The organism is Nonomuraea sp. NPDC050783, from assembly GCF_040802095.1.
GTDB lineage: Bacteria > Actinomycetota > Actinomycetes > Streptosporangiales > Streptosporangiaceae > Nonomuraea.
Genome location: NZ_JBFAHK010000003.1, coordinates 258044 through 278472 on the forward strand (window position 1 = coordinate 258044; position 20429 = coordinate 278472).

Here is a 20429-nt window from a genome sequence, read left to right on the forward strand (position 1 = left end):
TAAGCTTCAACGACGCGACACCCCTGTGCACGGAAGTTCCGTGCACAGGCCCCGGTAGACCAATCGGCAGAGTCGATGGCCTCAAAATCCATTCAGTGTGGGTTCGAGTCCCACCCGGGGCACCCTTGACCGCTCGGCTCCCCGGCCGGGCGGTTTCGTCGTGTCCGGGCCATCGCGGTCACCCAACGCCCGCACATCATCGCATTACGTGACCGATCGTCCCTGGATGGCGGTTCGGGGCGGGCCTCGGGGGGAATAGGCGTTGCACGGCCGGCAGCGCGATGCGGGGGGTGGGCGGGATGTCGTTGAGCGTGGCGGCGCGGGAGGCGTTCCTGGCGGAGGCGCACATCGCGAGCCTGGCCGTCGAGGCGGGCCAGGGCCGGGCGCCGCTGACCGTGCCCGTCTGGTACGACTACGTCCCCGGCGGGGACGTGCGTTTCCTGACCGACGGCGACTCCGTCAAGGCCAGGCTCATCGCGAAGGCGGGCCGCTTCTCCATCCTGGTGCAGCGCGACAGCCCGACCTACCGCTACGTCTCCGTCGAGGGCCCGCTGGTCCACTCCCGGCCGTCCACGCTGGAGGACCTGGCCCGCATCTCCGCTCGCTACCTGCCGCCCGAGGCCGTGGCCGGCTACGTGCAGGGCTCCGACCTGCACGCGCTGGTGACGTTCCGGATGCGGCCCGAGCGCTGGCTCTCGGCCGACCTGGGGGCGCTGGCCTGAGCCGGTTCCGCCGGGCCGCTCCCCCAACCGGTATTTTTGGCGCGTGACTGCTATCGATCCCGCCTCGACCGGCGCCCACGGCGTCGGCCTCGCGACCATCGCCGCCGACGGCACCGTACTCGACACCTGGTTCCCCTCCCCCGAGCTGGGCGAGGCGCCGCTCTCGGGCACCGAGCGGCTGTCCGACGACGAGGCCGGCGAGCTGGCCTCGCTCACGGGCCCCGACCCGGCGCGGGGCGTGGAGGTGGTGGCGGTGCGCACCGGCATCGCCAAGCTCTCCGAGGCCCCCGTGGACGCCCACGACGTCTACCTGCGCCTCCACCTGCTGTCCGGCCGCCTGATCCGGCCGCACGGCGCCAACCTGGACGGCATCTTCGGCCTGCTGGCCAACGTGGTGTGGACCAACCACGGGCCGTGCCCGGTCCCCGACTTCGAGCGGACCCGCCTGCGGCTGCGCGCCCGCGGGCCGGTGACGGTGTACGGGGTGGACAAGTTCCCGCGCATGGTCGACTACGTGCTGCCCTCCGGCGTGCGCGTGGCCGACGCCGACCGCGTCCGGCTCGGCGCCCACCTGGCGAGCGGCACCACGGTGATGCACGAGGGCTTCGTCAACTACAACGCCGGCACCCTGGGCTCCTCCATGGTCGAGGGCCGGATCTCGGCCGGCGTGGTCGTCGGCGACGGCTCCGACGTCGGCGGCGGCGCCTCGATCATGGGCACCCTGTCGGGCGGCGGCAAGCACGTCATCTCGATCGGCGAGCGCTGCCTGCTGGGCGCGAACGCCGGCATCGGCATCTCGCTCGGCCACGACTGCGTGGTCGAGGCGGGCCTGTACGTGACGGCGGGCACCAAGGTCGCCCTTCCCGACGGCAGGGTCGTCAAGGCGGCCGAGCTGTCGGGCAGCGACGGCATCCTGCTGCGCCGCAACTCCCAGTCGGGCGCCGTCGAGGCCGTGCCGCGCACGGGCACCGGCATCGAGCTCAACGCCGCCCTGCACGCCAACTGATCGCCCCGGCCGGCCCCCGGGCGCCGGGGGCCGGCCGGCGCGGCGGTCAGCCGGTCAGCTCGCGTGCGAGACGGCGGAGCCGATCGTGTGGACGCGCAGGGCGTTGGTGGAGCCGGGGGTGCCGGGAGGCGAGCCGGCCACGATGACGACCTTGTCGCCCTTCTCCAGCCGCCCGAGCGACAGCAGCGACGCCTCCACCTGCCGCACCATGTCGTCGGTGTGGTGCACGAACGGCACGTGGAAGGTCTCCACCCCCCACGTCAGCGAGAGCTGACCGCGCACGTGGGGCGCCGAGGTGAAGGCCAGCAGCGGGATCGGCGAGCGGTAGCGGGCCAGCCGCCGCGCGGTCTCGCCGGACATGGTGAAGGCCACCAGCGCCTTGGCGCCGACGATGGCGCCGACCTCGGCCGCGGCCCTGGCGATGGCGCCGCCGGTGGTCTCGGGCATGCGCTCCAGCGTGTGGGTGGCCTGAAGGTAGGACTTCTCGGCGGCGCAGGCGATGCGGTCCATCGTGGAGACGGCCTCGATCGGGTAGTTGCCGACCGACGTCTCGCCCGACAGCATGATCGCGTCGGCGCCGTCCATGACCGCGTAGGCCACGTCGGAGGCCTCGGCCCGGGTGGGGCGGGGCGCGTTCATCATGGAGTCGAGCATCTGCGTGGCGACGATGACCGGGCGGGCCTTCTCCCGGCACAGCTCGATGATGCGGCGCTGCACGATGGGCACCTGCTCCAGCGGCAGCTCGACGCCGAGGTCGCCGCGGGCGACCATGATGCCGTCGAACGCCTCGACGATCTCGGGCAGCCGGTCGACGGCCTGCGGCTTCTCGATCTTGGCGAGCAGCGGCAGGCGCACGGCCTCCTGCTCCATGATGTTGCGCACCACGTCGGCGTCGGACGGGCGGCGGACGAAGGACAGGGCGATCATGTCGAAGCCGGTGCGCAGCGCCCAGCGCAGGTCGGCCTCGTCCTTGTCGGTGAGCGCGGGCGCGCTGACGTTGACGCCGGGCAGGTTGAGGCCCTTGTTGTCGGAGATCATGCCGCCGATGACGACGCGGGTGACGACCCGCTCGCCGTCGACGCGGGTCACCTCCAGCACGAGGCGGCCGTCGTCGACCAGGATCGTGTCGCCCGGCCGCACGTCGTTGGGCAGGCCCTTGTAGGTGGTGGAGACCTGCTCGCGGTCGCCGGGGACGTCTTCGGTGGTGACGGCGAAGACGTCGCCGAAGCCCAGCCGGACCGGGCCCTCCTCGAACGTGCCCACGCGGATCTTGGGGCCCTGCAGGTCGGCGAGCACGCCCACGCCGCGGCCGAGCTCGGCCGCCACCCGTCTCACCCGGTCGTAGACCTCTCGGTGCAGGTCATGGTTGCCATGGCTGAGATTGAACCGTGCCACGTCCATGCCGGCGGAGATCAGCTCACGGAGCCGCTCCTCGGAAGAGGTGGCAGGGCCTAGGGTGCAGACGATTTTCGCGCGACGAGTCACGAGTCCTACCTTAATTGGTACAGACCACTTGGCAGTCACCGACGACGGAGAACATAGCCCGCGTAGGAGAACAGCACGAGAACGGCGACCCCTGATCGTGCCAAGTTCGTGTACTGCTCCGGATGGATGACGCCTTCGATGTAGTGGTCGATGAATGGGGGCGGCGGCAGCCCCCGCTCCCCCGCGTGCCGCCACCGCCACGCCAGGAAGCCCCCCGCCGCGAGGTGGACGAGGAAGGCGAAGTGCACCACCATCGCGGTCTCCGCGAGGAGGCGATACATCAGGGTTCGAAGGTGGCCGCCTTCCAGGCGTCCACGATGCCGTGCCCGTAGAAGCCGTTGTCCGCCGCGTCACCCTCGCAGGTGTGGGTCTCCTTCTCGCCGTAGGTCTGGTAGACGTACTGGCGGGGCGTGGGGCAGGCCCGCTGGTCGGCGCTCTGGTAGAGGAGCTTCTCGACGGTGGCCGGGTCGAGGGTCAGCCCGCCGCCGGGGGCGGGCTTGCCGAAGCGGCTGACCAGCAGCGCGGCCACGCCGGCGGCGTGCGGGGCGGCCATCGAGGTGCCGTCGAGATACTGGTAGTAGGAGCAGGTGCCCGAGGCGCAGTCGCGCACCACGTCCGCGCCCTTGGGCTTGCCGTCCGCGCCGATCCGGCCGGCGGCGCGCAGCGCCCGCTCGGGGGCGGCGGCCAGGATCGAGCGGGTGGCATCGGCGCCCTTGCCGTCCACCGCGTCGCCGCCGGGCGCGGCCACGTCGGTCTGCTCGACGCCGTAGTCGCTGTAGACGGCCTTGCGGCCGGAGGGGCCGAGCGCGGAGACGGAGATGACGCCGTCGGACTCGGCGGGCACGTTGAGGCAGGTGTTGTCGACCTTGCGGGTCTTCTGGCTGCCCTCGGGGTAGCCGGGGCTCTTGTCGTCGGCCCGGGGACGGCCGAGGTCGGTGGAGCCGTTGCCGAGGGCCGAGACGATCGTGACGCCCTTCTTGCGGGCGTAGTCGATGGCCCGCTGCATGCCGAGGACGACGGCCCGCTGCTCCAGCTGCTCCTTGCGGCTGTCGGCGGGGTTGGCGGCGCAGTTGAACAGCCAGGGATCGACGTAGTAGCTGAGGTTGGCGACGTCCGCGCCGATGTCGGCGGCGTAGGCGAGCGCGTCGAGGCTGGGCTTGAGGAAGAAGAAGCCGGAGTCCTGGCCGGCCCGGACGTTGACCAGCCGCACGCCCGGGGCGACGCCGGCGATGCCGACGCCGTTGACCGGGGAGGCGATGGTGCTGGCGACGTGGGTGCCGTGGCCGTCGTCGTCCTCGTCCACGGGGTCCTTGCAGCCGGCCGCCTCGCAGGGGCCGTCGAGCGTCTCGCCGTTGTCGTCCTTGGGCTTGTCGGTGACGAAGTTGCGGCTCAGCTCGCGCTCGAAGTTGGGGGCGATGTCGGGGTGGTCGCCGTCGATGCCGGTGTCGATGACGGCGACCAGCACGTCCTTGCTGCCCGGGGTCCTGGCGTGGGCGCGGTCGGCGCCGATCATGCGCATGTCCCACTGGCGGCCGGCCAGCGGCTCGGCGGCGGCGCCGCCCGCGCCGGCGGAGTGGTGGAGGGCGGAGCCGTCGGGGAAGGACCGGGCGGGCTCGGCGGTGGCGTGGCCGATGCTGCGGTCCGGGGAGACGCCGGCCACGGCCGGGTCGGCGGCCACGCTCTCGGCGAAGCCGTCGCGGGCGCCCCTGGCCAGGACGTAGCCGAGCCTGGTGTCCTCGCCGGCGGCGGTGCCGCCGGCGCGCACCACGGCCTCCAGGGCCTGGCTCTGCTTGCCGTCGGCGTAGAAGACCAGGTAGTCGGCGTGCGGGCCGGTGGGCTGCGCCTGGGTGCCCTTGGGGGCGGGCGTGGCGGGGCCGCCGGTGCCGGTGGTCGGGCCGGTGGGGCCGGTCGTGGCGCCGGCCGCGGGGTGGTTGACGGTGGCGGGCGTGCAGGCCGCGAGCGCCAGGAGGGTCAGGGCCGTCACCCCGGAGGCGACTCGCCGCATGTTTCCCCCATTCGCCGACCGGTCGCAGATTCTGCATCTTCCCGGCAGCAAACCACCGATGCAACTTAATAGTGAAATTTCGGACTACGAGCGGTGAAGCGCGGCCCAGGCCGGAAGCCGTCCCCGCGAGGACGTGCGAGGGCGTGCGAGGACGTCGGGGGACGCGCGAGGACGTGGGGGACGTGCGGGCACACGGAGACGCCGCCGGGCGCACGCCCGAGAGGCGCGCCCGGCGGCGTCGGGAGGTCAGACCAGCGGCCGCGCGGTCGGCAGGATCGGGTACGGCAGCGCCGTCTCCCCGCTCAGGTAGCGGTCCACGCCGGAGGCGGCGGCGCGCCCCTCGGCGATCGCCCACACGATGAGCGACTGCCCGCGGCCCATGTCGCCGGCCACGAAGACGCCGTCCACCTGCGACATGTACGTCTTGTCGCGGGCGACGTTGCCCCGCTTGTCGAAGAAGCCGTCACCGCCGGCGACCTCGGCCAGGTCGGTCAGCAGCGGCCCCTTCTCCGGCCCGAGGAAGCCCATGGACAGCGTGACCAGCTCGGCCGGGATCTCCCGCTCGGTGCCGGGGATGGGCTTGAACCCGGTCTGCGGCCCCTCGACCTCGACCAGGCGCAGCGCCCGCACGTTGCCGTCGGCGTCGCCGACGAACTCGGTGGTGGACACCGCGTACATGCGCTCCCCGTCCCCGGCGGCGAGCTCCTCGTGGGCGCTCTCCATCTTGAACAGGATCGGGTACGTCGGCCACGGCTGGCCGGCCGGCCGCTCCCTCGGCGGGATCGGCATGATCTCCAGCTGGGTGACCGACCGGGCGCCCTGCCGGATCGCGGTGCCGATGCAGTCGGCGCCGGTGTCGCCGCCGCCGATCACCACCACGTGCTTGCCCTCGGCCGAGACGGGCGAGACCGCGTAGTCGCCCTCCTGGACCTTGTTGGACAGCGGCAGGTACTCCATCGCCTGGTAGACGCCCTTGAGCTCGCGCCCGGGCACCGGCAGGTCGCGCCACTGGGTGGCGCCGCCGGACAGCACCACGGCGTCGAACTGCTCGCGCAGCTCGGCCGCGGTGATGTCCACGCCGACGTCGACGCCGGTGCGGAACTCGGTGCCCTCGGCCCGCATCTGCTCCAGGCGGCGCTCGATGTGGCGCTTCTCCATCTTGAACTCGGGGATGCCGTAGCGCAGCAGGCCGCCGACGCGGTCGGCGCGCTCGAACACCACCACGTCGTGCCCGGCCCTGGTGAGCTGCTGGGCGGCGGCCAGGCCCGCCGGGCCCGAGCCGACGACCGCGACCTTCTTGCCGGTCCTGACGGCCGGGGGCTGCGGGGTCACCCAGCCCTCGGCGAACGCGCGGTCGATGATCTCGACCTCGACCCGCTTGATCGCCACCGGGTCGGAGTTGATGCCGAGCACGCACGCCGCCTCGCACGGAGCCGGGCAGAGCCTGCCGGTGAACTCCGGGAAGTTGTTGGTGGCGTGCAGCCGCTCGATCGCCTCGCGCCAGTCGGTGCGGTAGACCAGGTCGTTCCACTCGGGGATGAGGTTGCCCAGCGGGCAGCCGTTGTGGCAGAACGGGATGCCGCAGTCCATGCAGCGGGCCGCCTGCTTGGTCAGCTTCTCGGCGGAGAAGTCCTCGTAGACCTCGCGCCAGTCGCTGATGCGGACGTCCACCGGGCGGCGCGCCGGCAGCTCCCGGTCGTGCGTGAGGAAACCCTTCGGGTCAGCCATTCGGTTACGCCTCCCTTAACCCTGGACCGCGGCCGCCATGACGGCCTCGTCGACGTTCCTGCCTTCGATGCGGGCGGCCTCGGCGGCGGCCAGCACCCGCTTGTAGTCGGTCGGCATGATCTTGCTGAACCTGCCGAGCGCCGCGTCCCAGTCGGCCAGCAGCTCCTTGGCCACCGGCGAGCCGGTCTCCGCGAAGTGCTTCTCCACGACGTCCTTGAGGAACTCGGCGTCCGCCGCGGACAGCTCCTCGACGGCGACCATCTCGCGGTTGACCCGCTCCTGCCGGAGGTCCAGCAGGTAGGCGATGCCGCCCGACATGCCGGCCGCGAAGTTGCGCCCGGTGGGGCCGAGCACGACCGCCCGGCCGCCGGTCATGTACTCGCAGCCGTGGTCGCCCACGCCCTCGACGACGGCCGTGGCGCCGGAGTTGCGCACGCAGAACCGCTCGCCGACGACGCCGCGGATGAACACCTCGCCGGAGGTGGCCCCGTACAGGGCGACGTTGCCGGCGATGATGTCGCCGTCCAGCGGGGCCTCGGCGTGCGGGCGCAGGGTGATGCGGCCGCCCGACAGGCCCTTGCCGAGGTAGTCGTTGGCGTCGCCGGTCAGCCGCAGCGTGATGCCGCGCGGCACGAACGCGCCGAACGAGTTGCCCGCCGAGCCGGTGAAGGAGATGTCGATGGTGTTGTCGGGCAGGCCCTTGCCGCCGTACCGCTTGGTGACCTGGTAGCCGAGCATGGTGCCGACCGTGCGGTTCACGTTGCGGATGGGCAGCTCCAGCGTGACCGGGGTGCCGTTGTCCAGCGCGCCCTCGGCGAGCTGGATGAGGGTGTTGTCCAGCGCGTGCTCCAGGCCGTGGTCCTGGCCGACGACCCGGCGCAGCGCGGTGCCCTGGGGCAGCTCCGGCCGGTGCAGGATCGGCGACAGGTCCAGGCCGGCGGCCTTCCAGTGCTCCTCGGCGGCGGCGGTGTCGAGCATCTCGACGTGCCCGATGGCCTCGTCCAGCGAGCGGAAACCCAGCTCGGCCAGGTACTCGCGGATCTCCTCGGCGATGAACTCGAAGAAGTTGACCACGAACTCGGGCTTGCCGGTGAAGCGCTTGCGCAGCTCGGGGTTCTGCGTGGCGACGCCCACCGGGCAGGTGTCGAGGTGGCAGACCCGCATCATCACGCAGCCGCTGACGACGAGGGGCGCGGTGGCGAAGCCGTACTCCTCGGCGCCGAGCAGCGCGGCGATGACGACGTCGCGGCCGGTCTTGAGCTGGCCGTCCACCTGGACGACGATGCGGTCGCGCAGGTCGTTGAGCAGCAGCGTCTGCTGGGTCTCGGCCAGGCCCAGCTCCCACGGCGCGCCGGCGTGCTTGAGCGAGGTCAGCGGGGAGGCGCCGGTGCCGCCGTCGTGGCCGGAGATGAGCACCACGTCGGCGTGCGCCTTGGACACGCCCGCCGCGACCGTCCCGACCCCGACCTCGGCGACCAGCTTCACGTGGACGCGGGCCTGCGGGTTGGAGTTCTTCAGGTCGTGGATGAGCTGGGCCAGGTCCTCGATCGAGTAGATGTCGTGGTGCGGCGGCGGCGAGATGAGGCCGACGCCGGGCGTGGAGTGCCGGGTCTTGGCGATCCACGGGTAGACCTTGTGGCCGGGCAGCTGGCCGCCCTCGCCGGGCTTGGCGCCCTGGGCCATCTTGATCTGCAGGTCGTCGGCGTTGACCAGGTACTCGCTGGTGACGCCGAAGCGGCCGGAGGCCACCTGCTTGATCGCCGAGCGGCGGGCCGGGTCGTAGAGCCGCTCGGGGTCCTCGCCGCCCTCGCCGGTGTTGGACTTGCCGCCCAGCCGGTTCATGGCGATGGCGAGCGTCTCGTGCGCCTCCATCGAGATCGAGCCGTACGACATCGCGCCGGTGGAGAACCGCTTGACGATCTCGGAGACCGGCTCGACCTCCTCGATCGGGATCGGGTTGCCCTTGCGCAGCTTGAACAGGCCGCGCAGCGTCATGAGCCGCTCGGCCTGGGAGTCCACGAGGTTCGTGTACTCCTTGAAGATCTCGTAGCGGCGCGTGCGGGTGGCGTGCTGGAGCTTGAAGACGGTCTCGGGGTTGAACAGGTGCGGCTCGCCCTCGCGCCGCCACTGGTACTCGCCGCCGACCTGGAGCCTGCGGTGGGCGTTCTCCACCCGCGGGTAGGCGTGGCGGTGCCGCTGCGCGACCTCCTCGGCCAGCACGTCGAAGCCGACGCCGCCGAGGCGCGAGGTGGTGCCGGTGAAGCAGGAGTCGATGACCTCCTGGCTCAGGCCGAGCGCCTCGAAGATCTGCGCGCCGGTGTAGGAGGCCACCGTGGACACGCCCATCTTGGACATGACCTTGATGACGCCCTTGCCGTAGGCCTTGATGAGGTTGCGCACGGCCTTGCGCTTGTCGAGCTGCAGGGCACCGGTGTCGACCAGGTCCTCGACGGTCTCGATCGCGAGGTACGGGTTGATCGCGCCGGCGCCGTAGCCGATGAGCAGCGCCATGTGGTGGCACTCGCGGGCCTCGCCGGTCTCCACGACCAGGCCGATCTTGGTGCGGGTCTTCTCCTGGATCAGGTGGTGGTGCACCGCGCCGGTCAGCAGCAGCGACGGGATCGGGGCCAGCGTGTCGGAGGAGCCCCGGTCGGTCAGCACCAGGATGCGCGCGCCGCCCGCGATCGCCCGCGACGCCTCGGCCCGGATCTCCTCCAGGCGGCGCAGCAGGGCCTGGCCGCCGCCGGCGACCTCGTACAGGCCGCTGATGACGTGCGGCTGGAAGCCGGGCAGGTCGTGCTCGTCGTTGATGTGGATGATCTTGGCGAGCTCGTCGTTGTCGATCACCGGGTACGGCAGCACGAGCTGGCGGCACGAGGCCGGGCCCGGGTCGAGCAGGTTGCCCTCGGGGCCGATGGTGCTGGCCAGGGAGGTGACCAGCTCCTCGCGGATGGCGTCCAGCGGCGGGTTGGTGACCTGCGCGAACAGCTGCGTGAAGTAGTCGAACAGCAGCCGCGGCTTCTCGCTCAGGACCGCCACCGGCGTGTCGGTGCCCATGGAGCCGATCGGCTCCTGGCCCGCCTTGGCCATCGGCGACAGGATGACGCGCAGCTCCTCCTCGGTGTAGCCGAAGGTCTGCTGCCGCTTGACCAGCGCCTCGTGGGTGAGGGGCTCGCGCTCGCGGGACGGCAGCTCCTCGAAGCGGACCAGGCCGGCGTGCAGCCAGTCGGCGTACGGGAGCTCGGCGGCCAGCTCGGCCTTGATCTCGTCGTCCTCGATGATCTTGCCGCGGGCGGTGTCGATGAGGAACATCCGGCCGGGCTGCAGGCGGCCCTTGCGCACGACGTCCTCGGGCGCGATGTCCAGGACGCCGGCCTCGGAGGCCAGCACGACCAGGCCGTCGGCGGTCACCCAGAAGCGGCCGGGGCGCAGGCCGTTGCGGTCGAGCACGGCGCCGGCCACGGTGCCGTCGGTGAAGGTGATCGAGGCGGGGCCGTCCCAGGCCTCCATCATCGAGGAGTGGAACTCGTAGAAGGCCCGGCGGGCCGGGTCCATCTCGGTGTGGTTCTCCCACGCCTCCGGGATCATCATCAGCACGGCGTGCGGCAGGCTGCGGCCGCCGATGTGCAGCAGTTCCAGCGCCTCGTCGAAGCTGGCGGTGTCGCTGCCGTCGGGGTCGCAGATGGGGAACAGGCGCGAGATGTCGCCGGGGATGTGCGGGGAGGCCAGCATGGCCTCGCGGGCGCGCATCCAGTTGCGGTTGCCCTTGACCGTGTTGATCTCGCCGTTGTGGGCGATGTAGCGGTACGGGTGGGCCAGCGGCCAGCTCGGGAAGGTGTTGGTCGAGAACCGCGAGTGCACCAGCGCGATCGCGGTCTCGTAGCGCTCGTCGCTCAGGTCGGGGAAGAACGGCTCGACCTGGTCGGGCGTGAGCATGCCCTTGTAGACGATCGTGCGCGCCGACAGCGAGGGGAAGTAGACGTCCGCCTCGTGCTCGGCCCGCTTGCGCAGGCAGAACGCCAGCCGGTCCAGCTCCAGCCCCTCCAGCCCGTCGGGGCTCGCGACGAACAGCTGGGCGAAGTGCGGCATGACGGCGCGGGCGCTCGGGCCCGGCAGCGCGCGGTCGACCGGCGTCTCGCGCCAGCCGAGCACGGTCAGGCCCTCCTCCGCGGCGATCTCCTCGATCAGCCGCACGGCGACGCCGCGGGCCTGCTCGTCGCTCGGCAGGAAGGCCATGCCGGCGGCATACGCGCCGGCGGCGGGCAGGGTGAACGGCACCACGGCCCGGAAGAACGCATCGGGAACCTGCGTGAGGATGCCGGCACCGTCCCCGGTGTCCGGCTCGCTACCCTTGGCCCCCCGATGATCAAGATTGCACAGCGCCGTCAGCGCCTTGACCACGATCCCGTGCCCCCGGCGTCCCGCGACGTCGGCAACCATGGCGACACCGCAGGCGTCGTGCTCGTTGGCGGGGTGGTAAAGGCCCTGGGGCTCGGGGAACCCGAGGTGGGCAGCAGGCATGTAATCCCTCCCGTCGTCATCGTCTGTCTCGAACTGCACTTACAGGCGGGGACGACGTTGGCCCTGCTGCGTATCGTGGGTAGAGGTTACCGCACCATGTCGGAATGGTGCCCGCCGCGTCCGCATTGCGAACATTGCGACTGTCCCGGCATCCGAACTCATCATCTCAAACTTCGGATGCCGGACGGGAAATTCCCGCTCTGGGCGGCCTTTTACGCCATGAGGAGCGATTTTGCCCGATCCGCGGCCGGCGCTGGGGCGCGGGAGGCCGGGGCGGCCCTCGATAGGGTTGCCCCATGCGGCATGACGGGACGACGGCGGCTGAGCAGGACGAGGTCGCCGGGCGAGGCGAGACGGCCGGGCGCGATGATGCGGCCGGGCTGGGTGAGGCGGCCGGGCGCGATGAGGTGGCCGGGCGGGGTGGGCTGGAGCGGCTGCTGGAGGCGGCCGGGGCCGACAGCCGGCGGCTGCGGCACGCCCTGGCGCTGCTGTGCGACGGCCGCTGGTGGACCCTCGCCGACCTGATCAGGGCCACCGCGACCTCCCGGCGCACGATCGAGGCCCTGCTGCGCGAGCTGCACCTCGAACACCGGGACGCCGAACACCGGGACGCCGAACACCGGGGCTCCGAACACCGGGGCGCCGGCCGCTTCCGCGTCCCGCCGACCGGCACCCCCGCCTACCAGGACCTCCTGGCCGTGGCGCCGCCGCCCGAGGACCCGGTGGCCCACCTCGTCCCCCATTACCCCGACGCCCTCGACCGGCTGACCCGGCTCGTCGCAGGCGCCCCGCGCGCCCGCCACACCCTCGACCACGTCTCGGCCACCCCGGAGACGGCGCTGCGGCGCGCGCTCCTGCTCGGCGCCCGCTTCTGGCTCCCGGGCGCCCGCCTGCTGTGCGTCGGCGACCACGACCTCACCTCGCTGGCGGTCAAGCTCGTCCACCCCGAGACCGACGTCACGGTGGTGGACGTGGACGAGCGCGTCCTGGCCTACATCGACGCCCAGGACCTCGGCGTCCGCACGTACTGGGCCGACCTGCGGCTCGGCCTGCCCGCCTCCGTCCACGGGCACGACCTGGCGTTCACCGACCCGCCGTACACGCCGGAGGGCGTCGGCCTGTTCGCGGCCCGTGCCGTGGAGGGGCTGAAGGACGACGGGCGGGTGCTGGTGGCGTACGGGGCCAGCGAGCGCACGCCGATGCTGGCGTACAAGGTGCAGCAGGCCCTGGCGGAGCTCAACCTCGCCTACGAGGCCATCCACCCCGACTTCAACCGCTACATCGGCGCCGAGGCCATCGGCTCCGCCGCCGACCTGTACGTCCTGCGCCCCACCTCCAAGGCCCGCCCGGCCGCGGCCGCGCGCCTGAGCCGGCTGACCACCGCCATCTACACCCAGGGCCCGCAGTCCGTCGAATCCGCCCCGGCCGCCGCCGCGAACGGCGCCCCGCCGGCCCTCCCGCCGGACTTCGACCCCGACCTCCTGGTCGGCGACTGGCCCAAGGGCCCGCGCCAGGCCCGGGTCAAGCTGTCCACCTGGCTCGCCAAGCCGTACGCCGCCGCGGCGGAGCGGGTGGCGATCGCCGTGCCGCCCGGCCTGGAGCCCGCGCTCCCCCGCCTCCTGCTGGCCACCCGCGCCTCGCGCGTCCGCGTGCTGGGCGCCGTCCCGCCGTCCCTGCCCGGCGTGCTGGCCGCCGTCTACGAGCTGAGCGCCGGCTCCGGCGTCCTCGACGCCGTACGCCTGCCGCAGCCGGACGGCGGCGCCCCCGCGGTGCTGCGCCGCGTTCTCGACAACGGCCACGCCAAGCTGGCCAACACCTGGCGCGAGGCCCTCATCGCGCTGGCCCGCGCCCAGGGCTCGGCCCTCACCAAGAACGAGGCCCGCGCCCTGATCCGCGAGGCCGCCCCCTGGGCCGACGACCTCACGCCCCTGGACGCCCCGCTCCACCGCCTGGAGTCCCTGCCCGACGCGATCGCGACCACCGTCGCCACCCTCCCCACGCCGTCGCCCTGACCCACCCTCCCCGGCCCGGGCTCCCGGCTTGGCCGGTGCTCAGGTCGCGGCGACGATGCGGCTCTGCACCACGTGCCCGATCCCGTCCAGCGCGACCAGCGCCGCCGCCAGCTCCTGCTCGTGCGCCGCCCCGCCGGCCCAGCTCACCGTCACGTAGTGGCCGAGCGCGCGGGCCTGCGCCCGGCTGGCCACCGCGTCGAACAGGACGCCCTGCCGCACGAACCCGTCCCTGCCCAGCGCCGCCACCAGCGCGTCGGCCGCCCGCCCGTCGCTGAGGTTGAAGATGACGAACTGCCCCGCCAGCGCGCCACCCCGGTAGGTGGCCCGCAGCGCCTGCGTGCACCCGGCGGCCGAGACACCCCACAGGACCTCGTCGCAGTCGGCGAACTCGCGCGCCTCCTCCCGCCGCATGGCGCCCAGCGCCTGTCCGGCGGCGGTGAAGACCTCCTGCGAGGTCAACGGCGCCCGGTCCTTCTCCCGGGTGTCCACGGCCGCGTAGAAGGCGGACGTCGACTCGCCGTGGAACGAGGCGGGCCTCGGGTCGTCCCGGCGCAGCCACAGCCAGCAGACCGCGGCGATGACCAGCACGTTGGCGACCACGACGGGAATCACGACGCGACGGGACATCATCCGGCCGCCCTCCTGCTCGCGACGACGATGACGACATGACACACGGGACACAGGGCACGTACGGGTTCGGGGCGGGCGGACATCAGGAGGACGGCCCCGTGATGGACACGACCCGGCGGTAGACGGCCTTCTCCGCGCCGCGCATGGCCAGCGTGAGCGAGACGTAGTCGTCCTTGGCCCCCGGCTCGGCGCCGTCGACGCGGCCGAGCCACACCAGGCCGACGTAGTGGCCGAGGGCGTAGCCGCCGGCCTCGGAGTAGCCGCCCGCCGGGAAAGCGCCCTTGGACGAGGCCAGCGGGCGCGTCCAGCCGCCCCGGTAGAGGGTGCGCAGGGAGTTGACCAGCTCGGTGGCCGACTGGCCGTCCTTGAGGTTGAGCAGCGTGTACTGGCCGACGTAGCGGCCGTCGGAGCTGACGTAGAGGCCGCGGGCGGCCTGGGCGCATCCGGCGTCCGCGACCTGCTCGGTGAGGCGCTCGCCCCACAGGGCGGCCGAGCAGTCGGCGTCGAGCTTCTTGGCCACGAGCTTCAGCTTGAGCCTCTTGGTGACCGCCAGCTCGCTCTGCCCGAACACCTCCTTCTCGGTGAGCGCCTTGCCGTCCTTGGCCCGGTCGGCCAGGGGGTCGAACAGCTTGGGCGAGTTCCACCCCCGGAACACCAGCGGCAACGCCGTGTCCGGCCCCAGCACGGCCGCGCCGGACTCGCGCTCCGGCGTGTAGGCGCCGATCGAGGTGGCGACGACCGCCACGCCGGCCACCGCGGCCAGGAGGCCGAGGACCGACGCGACGATCACGATCAGCTTCTGCTGCCGGGGGCGGAGGCCCAAGGCGGTGAGCAGGGGGAACTGCCAGTCCGACGGCGGGGTACGCCGCCGCTTCCGCGACCCGCCCGCCGCCTCCGCCTCCTCGTCACCCGGCGACCGGTCCGCGCCCGCCGCCGCCCAGCCCTCGTCATCCGACGACCGCGCCCCGCCTGGCTTCCTCCGGCTCCCGGCGCCCTGAGAGCGCGGCCCGGCCGGGAGCTCCTGGCTCGCGTCGCGCCGAGAGCGTGGCCCGGCCGAAAACTCCTGACTCGTGTCGCCCTGAGAGCGCGGCCCGGCCGGGAACTCCCGGCTCGCGTCGCCCCGAGAGCGCGGCCCGGCCGGGGTCTCCTGGCTCGCGTCGCCCCGCGATCGGGTCCGTCCGGCTGCCGTCCTGCCTCGTGCCGCAAGGCCGCCGGGGTCCGTACCGCCCGGGGCGGTGCCGTGCGCCGTCGCGTCCTCGCCCGCCAGCGCCGCCAGGCTGTCGGGGGCGAAGCTTTCCGCCGCTACCCGGTCCTCCGCGAAGAAATCGCCCCTCGCCTCATCGCCACCGTCGTCGTCACGGACGTCCTTCGCCCGCTTGCCCCGGCCGAGGAGCCCCTTGCCCCGCCGGCCCCGGCCGGCCTCTTCAGCCTGGACGTCACCGCTCCCCGCGCCCGGCCCCCGGTCCCCGCCCCCAGAGCCGCCGGCCGCCCCGCCACCGGCACCGGCACCGGCACCTCGGAACGACGCACGGGGGCCATCACCCGTCAGGTCACCGCCAGGACCGCCGAACGACGCACCAGGACCATCGACCGCCCAGCCCCCGGAACCAGCAGGCGACGCGCCTGGGCCGGTGAACAGTGCGCCGGGGCCGGTGGACGACGCATCAGGGCCGGTGGACGACATGCCGGGACCGGACGACACGCCAGGGCCGATGGACGACGCACCGGGGCCGGTGACCACCGCCCAGCCGCCGTCGTCAGCCCCAGCCAGTGCCCGGTGACCACCACCGGCGGAACCGCCCGTCCCGCGGCGACCACTGCCGGTGGAGCCACCCGACGCACGACGTCCACCGCCATCAGGACCGCCTGATACCCGGTGACCACCGCCACCGGGGCCGCTGTTCCCACGGTGATCGCCACCACCGAAGCCGTCCGACGGACGACGGCCGCCGCCAGGACCGTCCGACGCACGACCCCCGCCGCCGGGAATGTCCGGCACACGATGACCGTCACCGAACCCGTCCGGCGTACGACGACCGCCACCGCCAGGAGCGTCCGGCGTGCGGTGGCCGCCGCCACCGGAGCCATCCGACGCACGGCGGCCGCCGCCGCCAGGAGCGTCCGATGTGTGGTGGCCGCCGAGTGGGGCGTCCGGGGAGCGGTGGTGTCCGCTGTTCGTGTCGGGCGGTGGTCGGTGGTCGCCGCCGTCCGGGCGCGCGGTGGGCCGGCCGGAGGCGTCCGTGCCCTCGGACGGGTGGAACGGGTTCCAGCCGCTTCCCTCGGCGCGGGCGCCTGCGCGCCTGCTGCCGGACGAGCGGGCACGTCGTGACCGGCCGGCCCGGGGCGTGCCTTCCGGCTGGCCGTCGTCGTAGGACGGGGCCGCGGCGGCGGACGGGCCGGGGTCGCCGCCGTACCCCGTGCCGGCGCCCTGCGCGCCGCTCGCCGGGCTCGGGCTGCCGTACTCGCCGGTCGAGCCGTAGCCGCCGGTGGAGCCGTATTCGCCGGTCGAGCTGTAGCCGCCGGTCGAGCCGTACTCGCCAGTGGAGCCGTACTCGCCAGTGGAGCTGTAACCGCCGGTGGAGCCGTACTCGCCGGTCGAGCCGTACCCGCCGGTCGGGCTGTGCTCGCCGGTGGAGCTGTGCGCGCCCCCGGGTCCGCCAGGGGCGTATCCCCCGGAGGGGGGCTGGGCGCCGCTCGCGGGGCTGCGGCCGTTCAGGTCCGGGGCGGGGTACGCGCCGCTCGTCGGGCCGCTTCCGTAAGGGCCGGGTGGCGGGTGGCCGCTGCCGGTGGGGGCAGCGGCGTTCGGGTAACCGGCGGCGCCCTGGTAGCCGGGGTCCCCGGCGCCCTGGTAGCCGGGGTCCCGGTACGGGGTGTTCGGGTGGTCGGGGGTGGCTGGGCGGGGATTGTCGGGGGAGGCCGGGGCGGGGAAGGCCGCGTCCGCGGACATGGGGCCCGGGTAGGGGGTGTCCGGGTCCGGGCGGCCGTCCTTCGCGCGGGAGCCCGCTCTCCTGCGGGCCATCACAGGCCCGCCGCCCCGATCAGATGGCCCAGCCCGAAGGTGACCGCGGCCGCCACCGCTCCCACCACGAGCTGCCTCAGCCCCGAATACCACCAGCTTCGCGCCGTCACGGCCGACACGATAGCGCCCGCCGCGAACAACGCCGCACACGAGACCACCGCCGAGACCGTCAGCTCCCGGCTCCCCAGCACGTACGGCAGCAGCGGCAGCACCGCCCCCACCCCGAACGACAGGAACGACGACACGGCCGCCACCAGCGGCGACGGCAGACCCCCGGGCGTGACGCCCAGCTCGTTGGCGGTGTGGACCTCCAGAGCCCGTTCGGGGTTGCGGGAGATCTGCCGGGCCACCTCGGCGGCCAGCGTCCGGTCCACGCCCCGGTCGACGAAGGTCTGGGCGAGCTCGTCCTGCTCCGCCTCGGGGTGGCGGCGCAGCTCGCGCCGCTCGACGGCGATCTCGGCCTGGGCCAGCTCCCGCTGGCTGGCCACCGACACGTACTCGCCGCCCGCCATCGACAGCGCCCCGGCGGCCAGGCCGGCGACGCCGCTGAGGGCGATGACCCGGGAGTTGGCGGTGCCGCCCGCGACCCCCGCGATGAGCGCGAAGTTGGACACCAGGCCGTCCATCGCGCCGAACACCGAGGGCCGTAGCCAGCCGCCCGTGACGTCGCGATGCCGGTGGTGGGCCTCCGCGCTCTCGCTCATCGGGAGTTCGTCTCCTTGGGGACGTCGCTCCCGGTGCCCTCCCCGGGCTCGTCCGCCGTCCTGGCCGCCTGGGTCCCGGCCACTTCCTGGGTGTCGGCGAGCCCCGAGGAGGACGGGGACGAGGAGGGAACGGCGGCATGGGCGGGGTCGGTGGCCGCCGGAGGATCGTCCGTCCCCGAGCCGGAGGCCGTCGCGGGCCTGTCCGGCGTAGGACCGTCCGGCGTAGGACCGTCCGCCGGAGGATCGTCCGCCGCGGGGGCGGTGTGGCCCCCGGCCGGGTCTCCGGTGTCGTCGGTCGCCTCGGTACGGGCCGGGGCGGCGTCGGAGGCGAGCGGGTCGTCCGTGGAGCCGGGGTCGGCCTGGTCGGATTCGTGGGCCGGGTCGGTGTCGGCGGACGGCGGCACGACGACCTCCGTGCCCTCCTTGTTCCTGGTCGCCCAGAAGTAGATCAGCGCACCGACGAACAACACGATCGACGTCCACTGGTTGATCCGCAGCCCCAGGAAGGTCACCGCGTGGTCCACCCCGCCGACCGGGTCGATGCGCAGCCCCTCGATCCAGAAGCGGCCGAGCGTGTAGCCCGCCACGTAGAGGGCGAACAGCCGCCCGTGGCGGAGCTGGAGGCGGCGGCCCACCAGGATGAGGGCGAAGCCGAGCAGGACGTCCCAGATCGACTCGTACAGGAAGGTCGGGTGGTAGAGGACGCCGGGCTCGCCGCCGTGGTCGATGTCGATCTCCAGGCCCCACGGCAGCGTGGTCGGGCCGCCGTACAGCTCCTGGTTGAACCAGTTGCCCCAGCGGCCGATGGCCTGCGCGAAGGCGATGCCGGGCGCGATGGTGTCGGCCAGGGCGCTCATGGACAGGCCGCGGCGTCGGGCGGCCAGCCAGACGCCGAGCGCGCCGAGCGCGATCGCGCCCCAGATGCCGAGGCCGCCCTCCCAGATGAACAGCGCCCGGTAGGGCTCCTTGACCGCGCGGCTGCCGAAGTAGGTCTGCCAGTCGGTGATGACGTGGTAGAGCCGGCCGCCGATCAGGCCGAAGATGACCGCGGGGACCGCGATGTCAATGATCGTCCCCTTCTGGCCGCCACGCGCGCGCCAGCGGCGCTCGCTCAGCCAGACGGCGACGATGACGCCGAGCACGATGCACAGTGCATACGCTCGGATCGGGATGATCCCGAGGTACCAGACCCCCTGGGAAGGGCTGGGAATCGAGGCTAGGGGCATGTCAGGTGAGGGTAGCGGAAGCGCGGCTACTTGGCCGCCTTCGTCACCGCATCGCGCAGCTCCGAGGGGCTGAACACCACCGCATTGTCCACTTCCGCGCCGTTCAGCTTCAGCGTCGGCGTGTGGGTCAGCTTCTGCCCGTCCAGGATCTTCTGGCTGTACGACTGGTGCGCCTGGACGTTCTTGCCCGAGGTGACGCACTGCTCGAAGCCGGCCGCGTTCACCCCGGCGGTCTTGCCCCACTGCAGGAGCTGGCTGTTGGTGAAGCCCTCCTCGTTCTCGGGCGGCTGGTTCTGGTAGAGCAGGTCGTGCAGGGCCACCCACTGCTTGCCGTCGGTGACGCAGCGGGCCGCGTTGGCCGCGCGCAGGGAGTTGGAGCGGGTGGGCTCCTGGGAGAAGATCGTGATGGGGTGGAAGACGACCTTGGCCTTGCCCTCGGCGGCGAGGTTCTTGATGGTCTGGCCGCTCACCCGCTCGGCCTCCTTGCAGGCCGGGCACTGGAAGTCCTCGTAGACGTCGAGCACCGGCTTCTCGACGCCGCTCTTGGCCATGACCACGCTGCCATCGGGCTGCACGGTGACCGGCGCGAGGCCGGCCGCGGCCTCCTCCGGCTTGGACGTGCTGGCGGCGTACCACCAGCCGGCGCCCACGGCGGCGACGGCGACCACCCCGGCCGTGACGTAGGTGACGACGCGCTTGCGCCGGTCGCGGGCGCGGGCGGCGGCCTGCTGCTCCCTGATCTTCTCGCGCGCGCTGCGGGTCGTCGTCCGCTCGCCCTTGCTCATCCCTGGTCCTCCACGTCATGGTCGTCGAAGTCGTCGTCGGCACCGTCGCCCCCGAGGCCGAGAGCGCCGTCGAGCGCGAAGCGGCCCGGCGGGAAGCGGACCGTCCAGGCGCCGAGCAGCGTCAGGCCGAAGTCGCGCAGGATGTCGAGCAGGTAGGTCGGCTCCTGCCCCACCCCGAGCTGCCCGCCGCCGCCGAAGCAGCCGCAGTCGATCCGCAGGCCGTGCGCCCACGCCCAGGCGATGCCGAACACGAACGCGAGCATGAGCAGCGCCGCGATCGCGGCGGCCACCCTGGTCAGCAGACCGACCACCAGCAGCACGCCGACGACGATCTCCAGGATCGGCAGGGCGTAGCCCACCGCGACGGCGACCGAGTCGGGCAGCAGCTGGTAAGCCTTGACCGCCACGACCGAGTCGGACGGGTTGCCGATCTTGAGCGCGCCTGCCGCGATCAGCACTCCGCCCAGCACCAGCCGGGCGGCGGTCGTCACCCAGGGTATCGGCAACCTCGCGCTCGGTGACGATAGTGACGCGTCCACGGGTCATCTCCTCTTTCTCTGCGCCGGACCTGCGCACAGTACCGGGA

The 20429-nt window shown here is 73.1% G+C and carries 14 protein-coding genes and 1 tRNA gene; 4 read left to right on the plus strand and 11 right to left on the minus strand.

Annotated features, from left to right (window positions below):
- Positions 1-48 precede the first annotated feature (48 nt).
- The 3 genes from AB0H75_RS09335 (at position 49) to dapD (ending at position 1728) form a co-directional block, all read left to right on the plus strand.
- Positions 49-122 (plus strand) — tRNA-Leu (locus tag AB0H75_RS09335).
- Between the two features lie 177 nt (positions 123-299).
- Positions 300-722: a pyridoxamine 5'-phosphate oxidase family protein gene (locus tag AB0H75_RS09340; protein ID WP_367793059.1), complete on the plus strand. Its 423-nt coding sequence runs from the start codon at positions 300-302 to the stop codon at positions 720-722.
- A 43-nt stretch (positions 723-765) separates the two neighbouring features.
- Complete coding sequence (gene dapD / locus AB0H75_RS09345) at positions 766-1728, plus strand: 2,3,4,5-tetrahydropyridine-2,6-dicarboxylate N-succinyltransferase (RefSeq protein WP_367793062.1); 963 nt, start codon at positions 766-768, stop codon at positions 1726-1728.
- Between the two features lie 54 nt (positions 1729-1782).
- Here dapD and pyk read toward each other — a convergent pair whose 3' ends face one another.
- From pyk to gltB, 5 genes are all read right to left on the minus strand, one after another.
- Positions 1783-3213: a pyruvate kinase gene (pyk, locus tag AB0H75_RS09350; protein ID WP_367793065.1), complete on the minus strand. Its 1431-nt coding sequence runs from the start codon at positions 3211-3213 to the stop codon at positions 1783-1785.
- 35 nt (positions 3214-3248) lie between these two features.
- Positions 3249-3494, minus strand: coding sequence for a hypothetical protein (locus tag AB0H75_RS09355; RefSeq protein ID WP_367793068.1), 246 nt, complete (start codon positions 3492-3494; stop codon positions 3249-3251).
- Positions 3494-5218: a S8 family serine peptidase gene (locus tag AB0H75_RS09360; protein WP_367793070.1), complete on the minus strand. Its 1725-nt coding sequence runs from the start codon at positions 5216-5218 to the stop codon at positions 3494-3496. The genes AB0H75_RS09355 and AB0H75_RS09360 overlap by 1 nt, the downstream gene beginning before the upstream one ends.
- Positions 5219-5464: 246 nt before the next feature.
- Positions 5465-6946, minus strand: a complete 1482-nt coding sequence (locus tag AB0H75_RS09365; RefSeq protein WP_367793072.1) for a glutamate synthase subunit beta — start codon at positions 6944-6946, stop codon at positions 5465-5467.
- A gap of 15 nt (positions 6947-6961) precedes the next feature.
- Positions 6962-11467 (minus strand): glutamate synthase large subunit, encoded by a 4506-nt coding sequence (gene gltB, locus AB0H75_RS09370; protein ID WP_367793075.1) that lies wholly within the window; start codon positions 11465-11467, stop codon positions 6962-6964.
- Positions 11468-11763: 296 nt separating this feature from the next.
- Here gltB and AB0H75_RS09375 point away from each other — a divergent pair, with 296 nt between their 5' ends.
- Positions 11764-13479: a bis-aminopropyl spermidine synthase family protein gene (locus AB0H75_RS09375; RefSeq protein WP_367793078.1), complete on the plus strand. Its 1716-nt coding sequence runs from the start codon at positions 11764-11766 to the stop codon at positions 13477-13479.
- A gap of 39 nt (positions 13480-13518) precedes the next feature.
- On the opposite strand, the gene AB0H75_RS09380 is transcribed toward AB0H75_RS09375, so the two are convergent.
- The 6 genes from AB0H75_RS09380 to AB0H75_RS09405 form a co-directional block, all read right to left on the minus strand.
- Positions 13519-14091, minus strand: a complete 573-nt coding sequence (locus AB0H75_RS09380; RefSeq protein ID WP_367793081.1) for a hypothetical protein — start codon at positions 14089-14091, stop codon at positions 13519-13521.
- A 100-nt stretch (positions 14092-14191) separates the two neighbouring features.
- Complete coding sequence (locus tag AB0H75_RS09385) at positions 14192-14899, minus strand: hypothetical protein (protein ID WP_367793084.1); 708 nt, start codon at positions 14897-14899, stop codon at positions 14192-14194.
- Between the two features lie 2228 nt (positions 14900-17127).
- The gene (locus tag AB0H75_RS09390) at positions 17128-17832 is read right to left on the minus strand and encodes a VIT1/CCC1 transporter family protein (RefSeq protein WP_367793087.1); all 705 of its coding nucleotides are present in this window, start codon (positions 17830-17832) and stop codon (positions 17128-17130) included.
- The gene (gene lgt, locus AB0H75_RS09395) at positions 17829-18974 is read right to left on the minus strand and encodes a prolipoprotein diacylglyceryl transferase (protein WP_367793090.1); all 1146 of its coding nucleotides are present in this window, start codon (positions 18972-18974) and stop codon (positions 17829-17831) included. The genes AB0H75_RS09390 and lgt overlap by 4 nt, the downstream gene beginning before the upstream one ends.
- A gap of 110 nt (positions 18975-19084) precedes the next feature.
- Positions 19085-19843: a DsbA family protein gene (locus AB0H75_RS09400; protein WP_367793093.1), complete on the minus strand. Its 759-nt coding sequence runs from the start codon at positions 19841-19843 to the stop codon at positions 19085-19087.
- Positions 19840-20334 (minus strand): MauE/DoxX family redox-associated membrane protein, encoded by a 495-nt coding sequence (locus AB0H75_RS09405; RefSeq protein WP_367793096.1) that lies wholly within the window; start codon positions 20332-20334, stop codon positions 19840-19842. The genes AB0H75_RS09400 and AB0H75_RS09405 overlap by 4 nt, the downstream gene beginning before the upstream one ends.
- Positions 20335-20429: the final 95 nt, after the last annotated feature.

Excerpts from the sequence above, each read along its gene's own strand:
- AB0H75_RS09340 (WP_367793059.1), top strand. The coding sequence starts at position 300 with ATGTCGTTGAGCGTGGCGGCGCGGGAGGCGTTCCTGGCGGAGGCGCAC.
- AB0H75_RS09365 (WP_367793072.1), bottom strand. The coding sequence starts at position 6,946 with ATGGCTGACCCGAAGGGTTTCCTCACGCACGACCGGGAGCTGCCGGCG.
- AB0H75_RS09400 (WP_367793093.1), bottom strand. The coding sequence starts at position 19,843 with ATGAGCAAGGGCGAGCGGACGACGACCCGCAGCGCGCGCGAGAAGATC.
- AB0H75_RS09360 (WP_367793070.1), bottom strand. The coding sequence starts at position 5,218 with ATGCGGCGAGTCGCCTCCGGGGTGACGGCCCTGACCCTCCTGGCGCTC.
- AB0H75_RS09390 (WP_367793087.1), bottom strand. The coding sequence starts at position 17,832 with ATGAGCGAGAGCGCGGAGGCCCACCACCGGCATCGCGACGTCACGGGC.
- gltB (WP_367793075.1), bottom strand. The coding sequence starts at position 11,467 with ATGCCTGCTGCCCACCTCGGGTTCCCCGAGCCCCAGGGCCTTTACCAC.
- AB0H75_RS09375 (WP_367793078.1), top strand. The coding sequence starts at position 11,764 with ATGCGGCATGACGGGACGACGGCGGCTGAGCAGGACGAGGTCGCCGGG.
- AB0H75_RS09355 (WP_367793068.1), bottom strand. The coding sequence starts at position 3,494 with ATGTATCGCCTCCTCGCGGAGACCGCGATGGTGGTGCACTTCGCCTTC.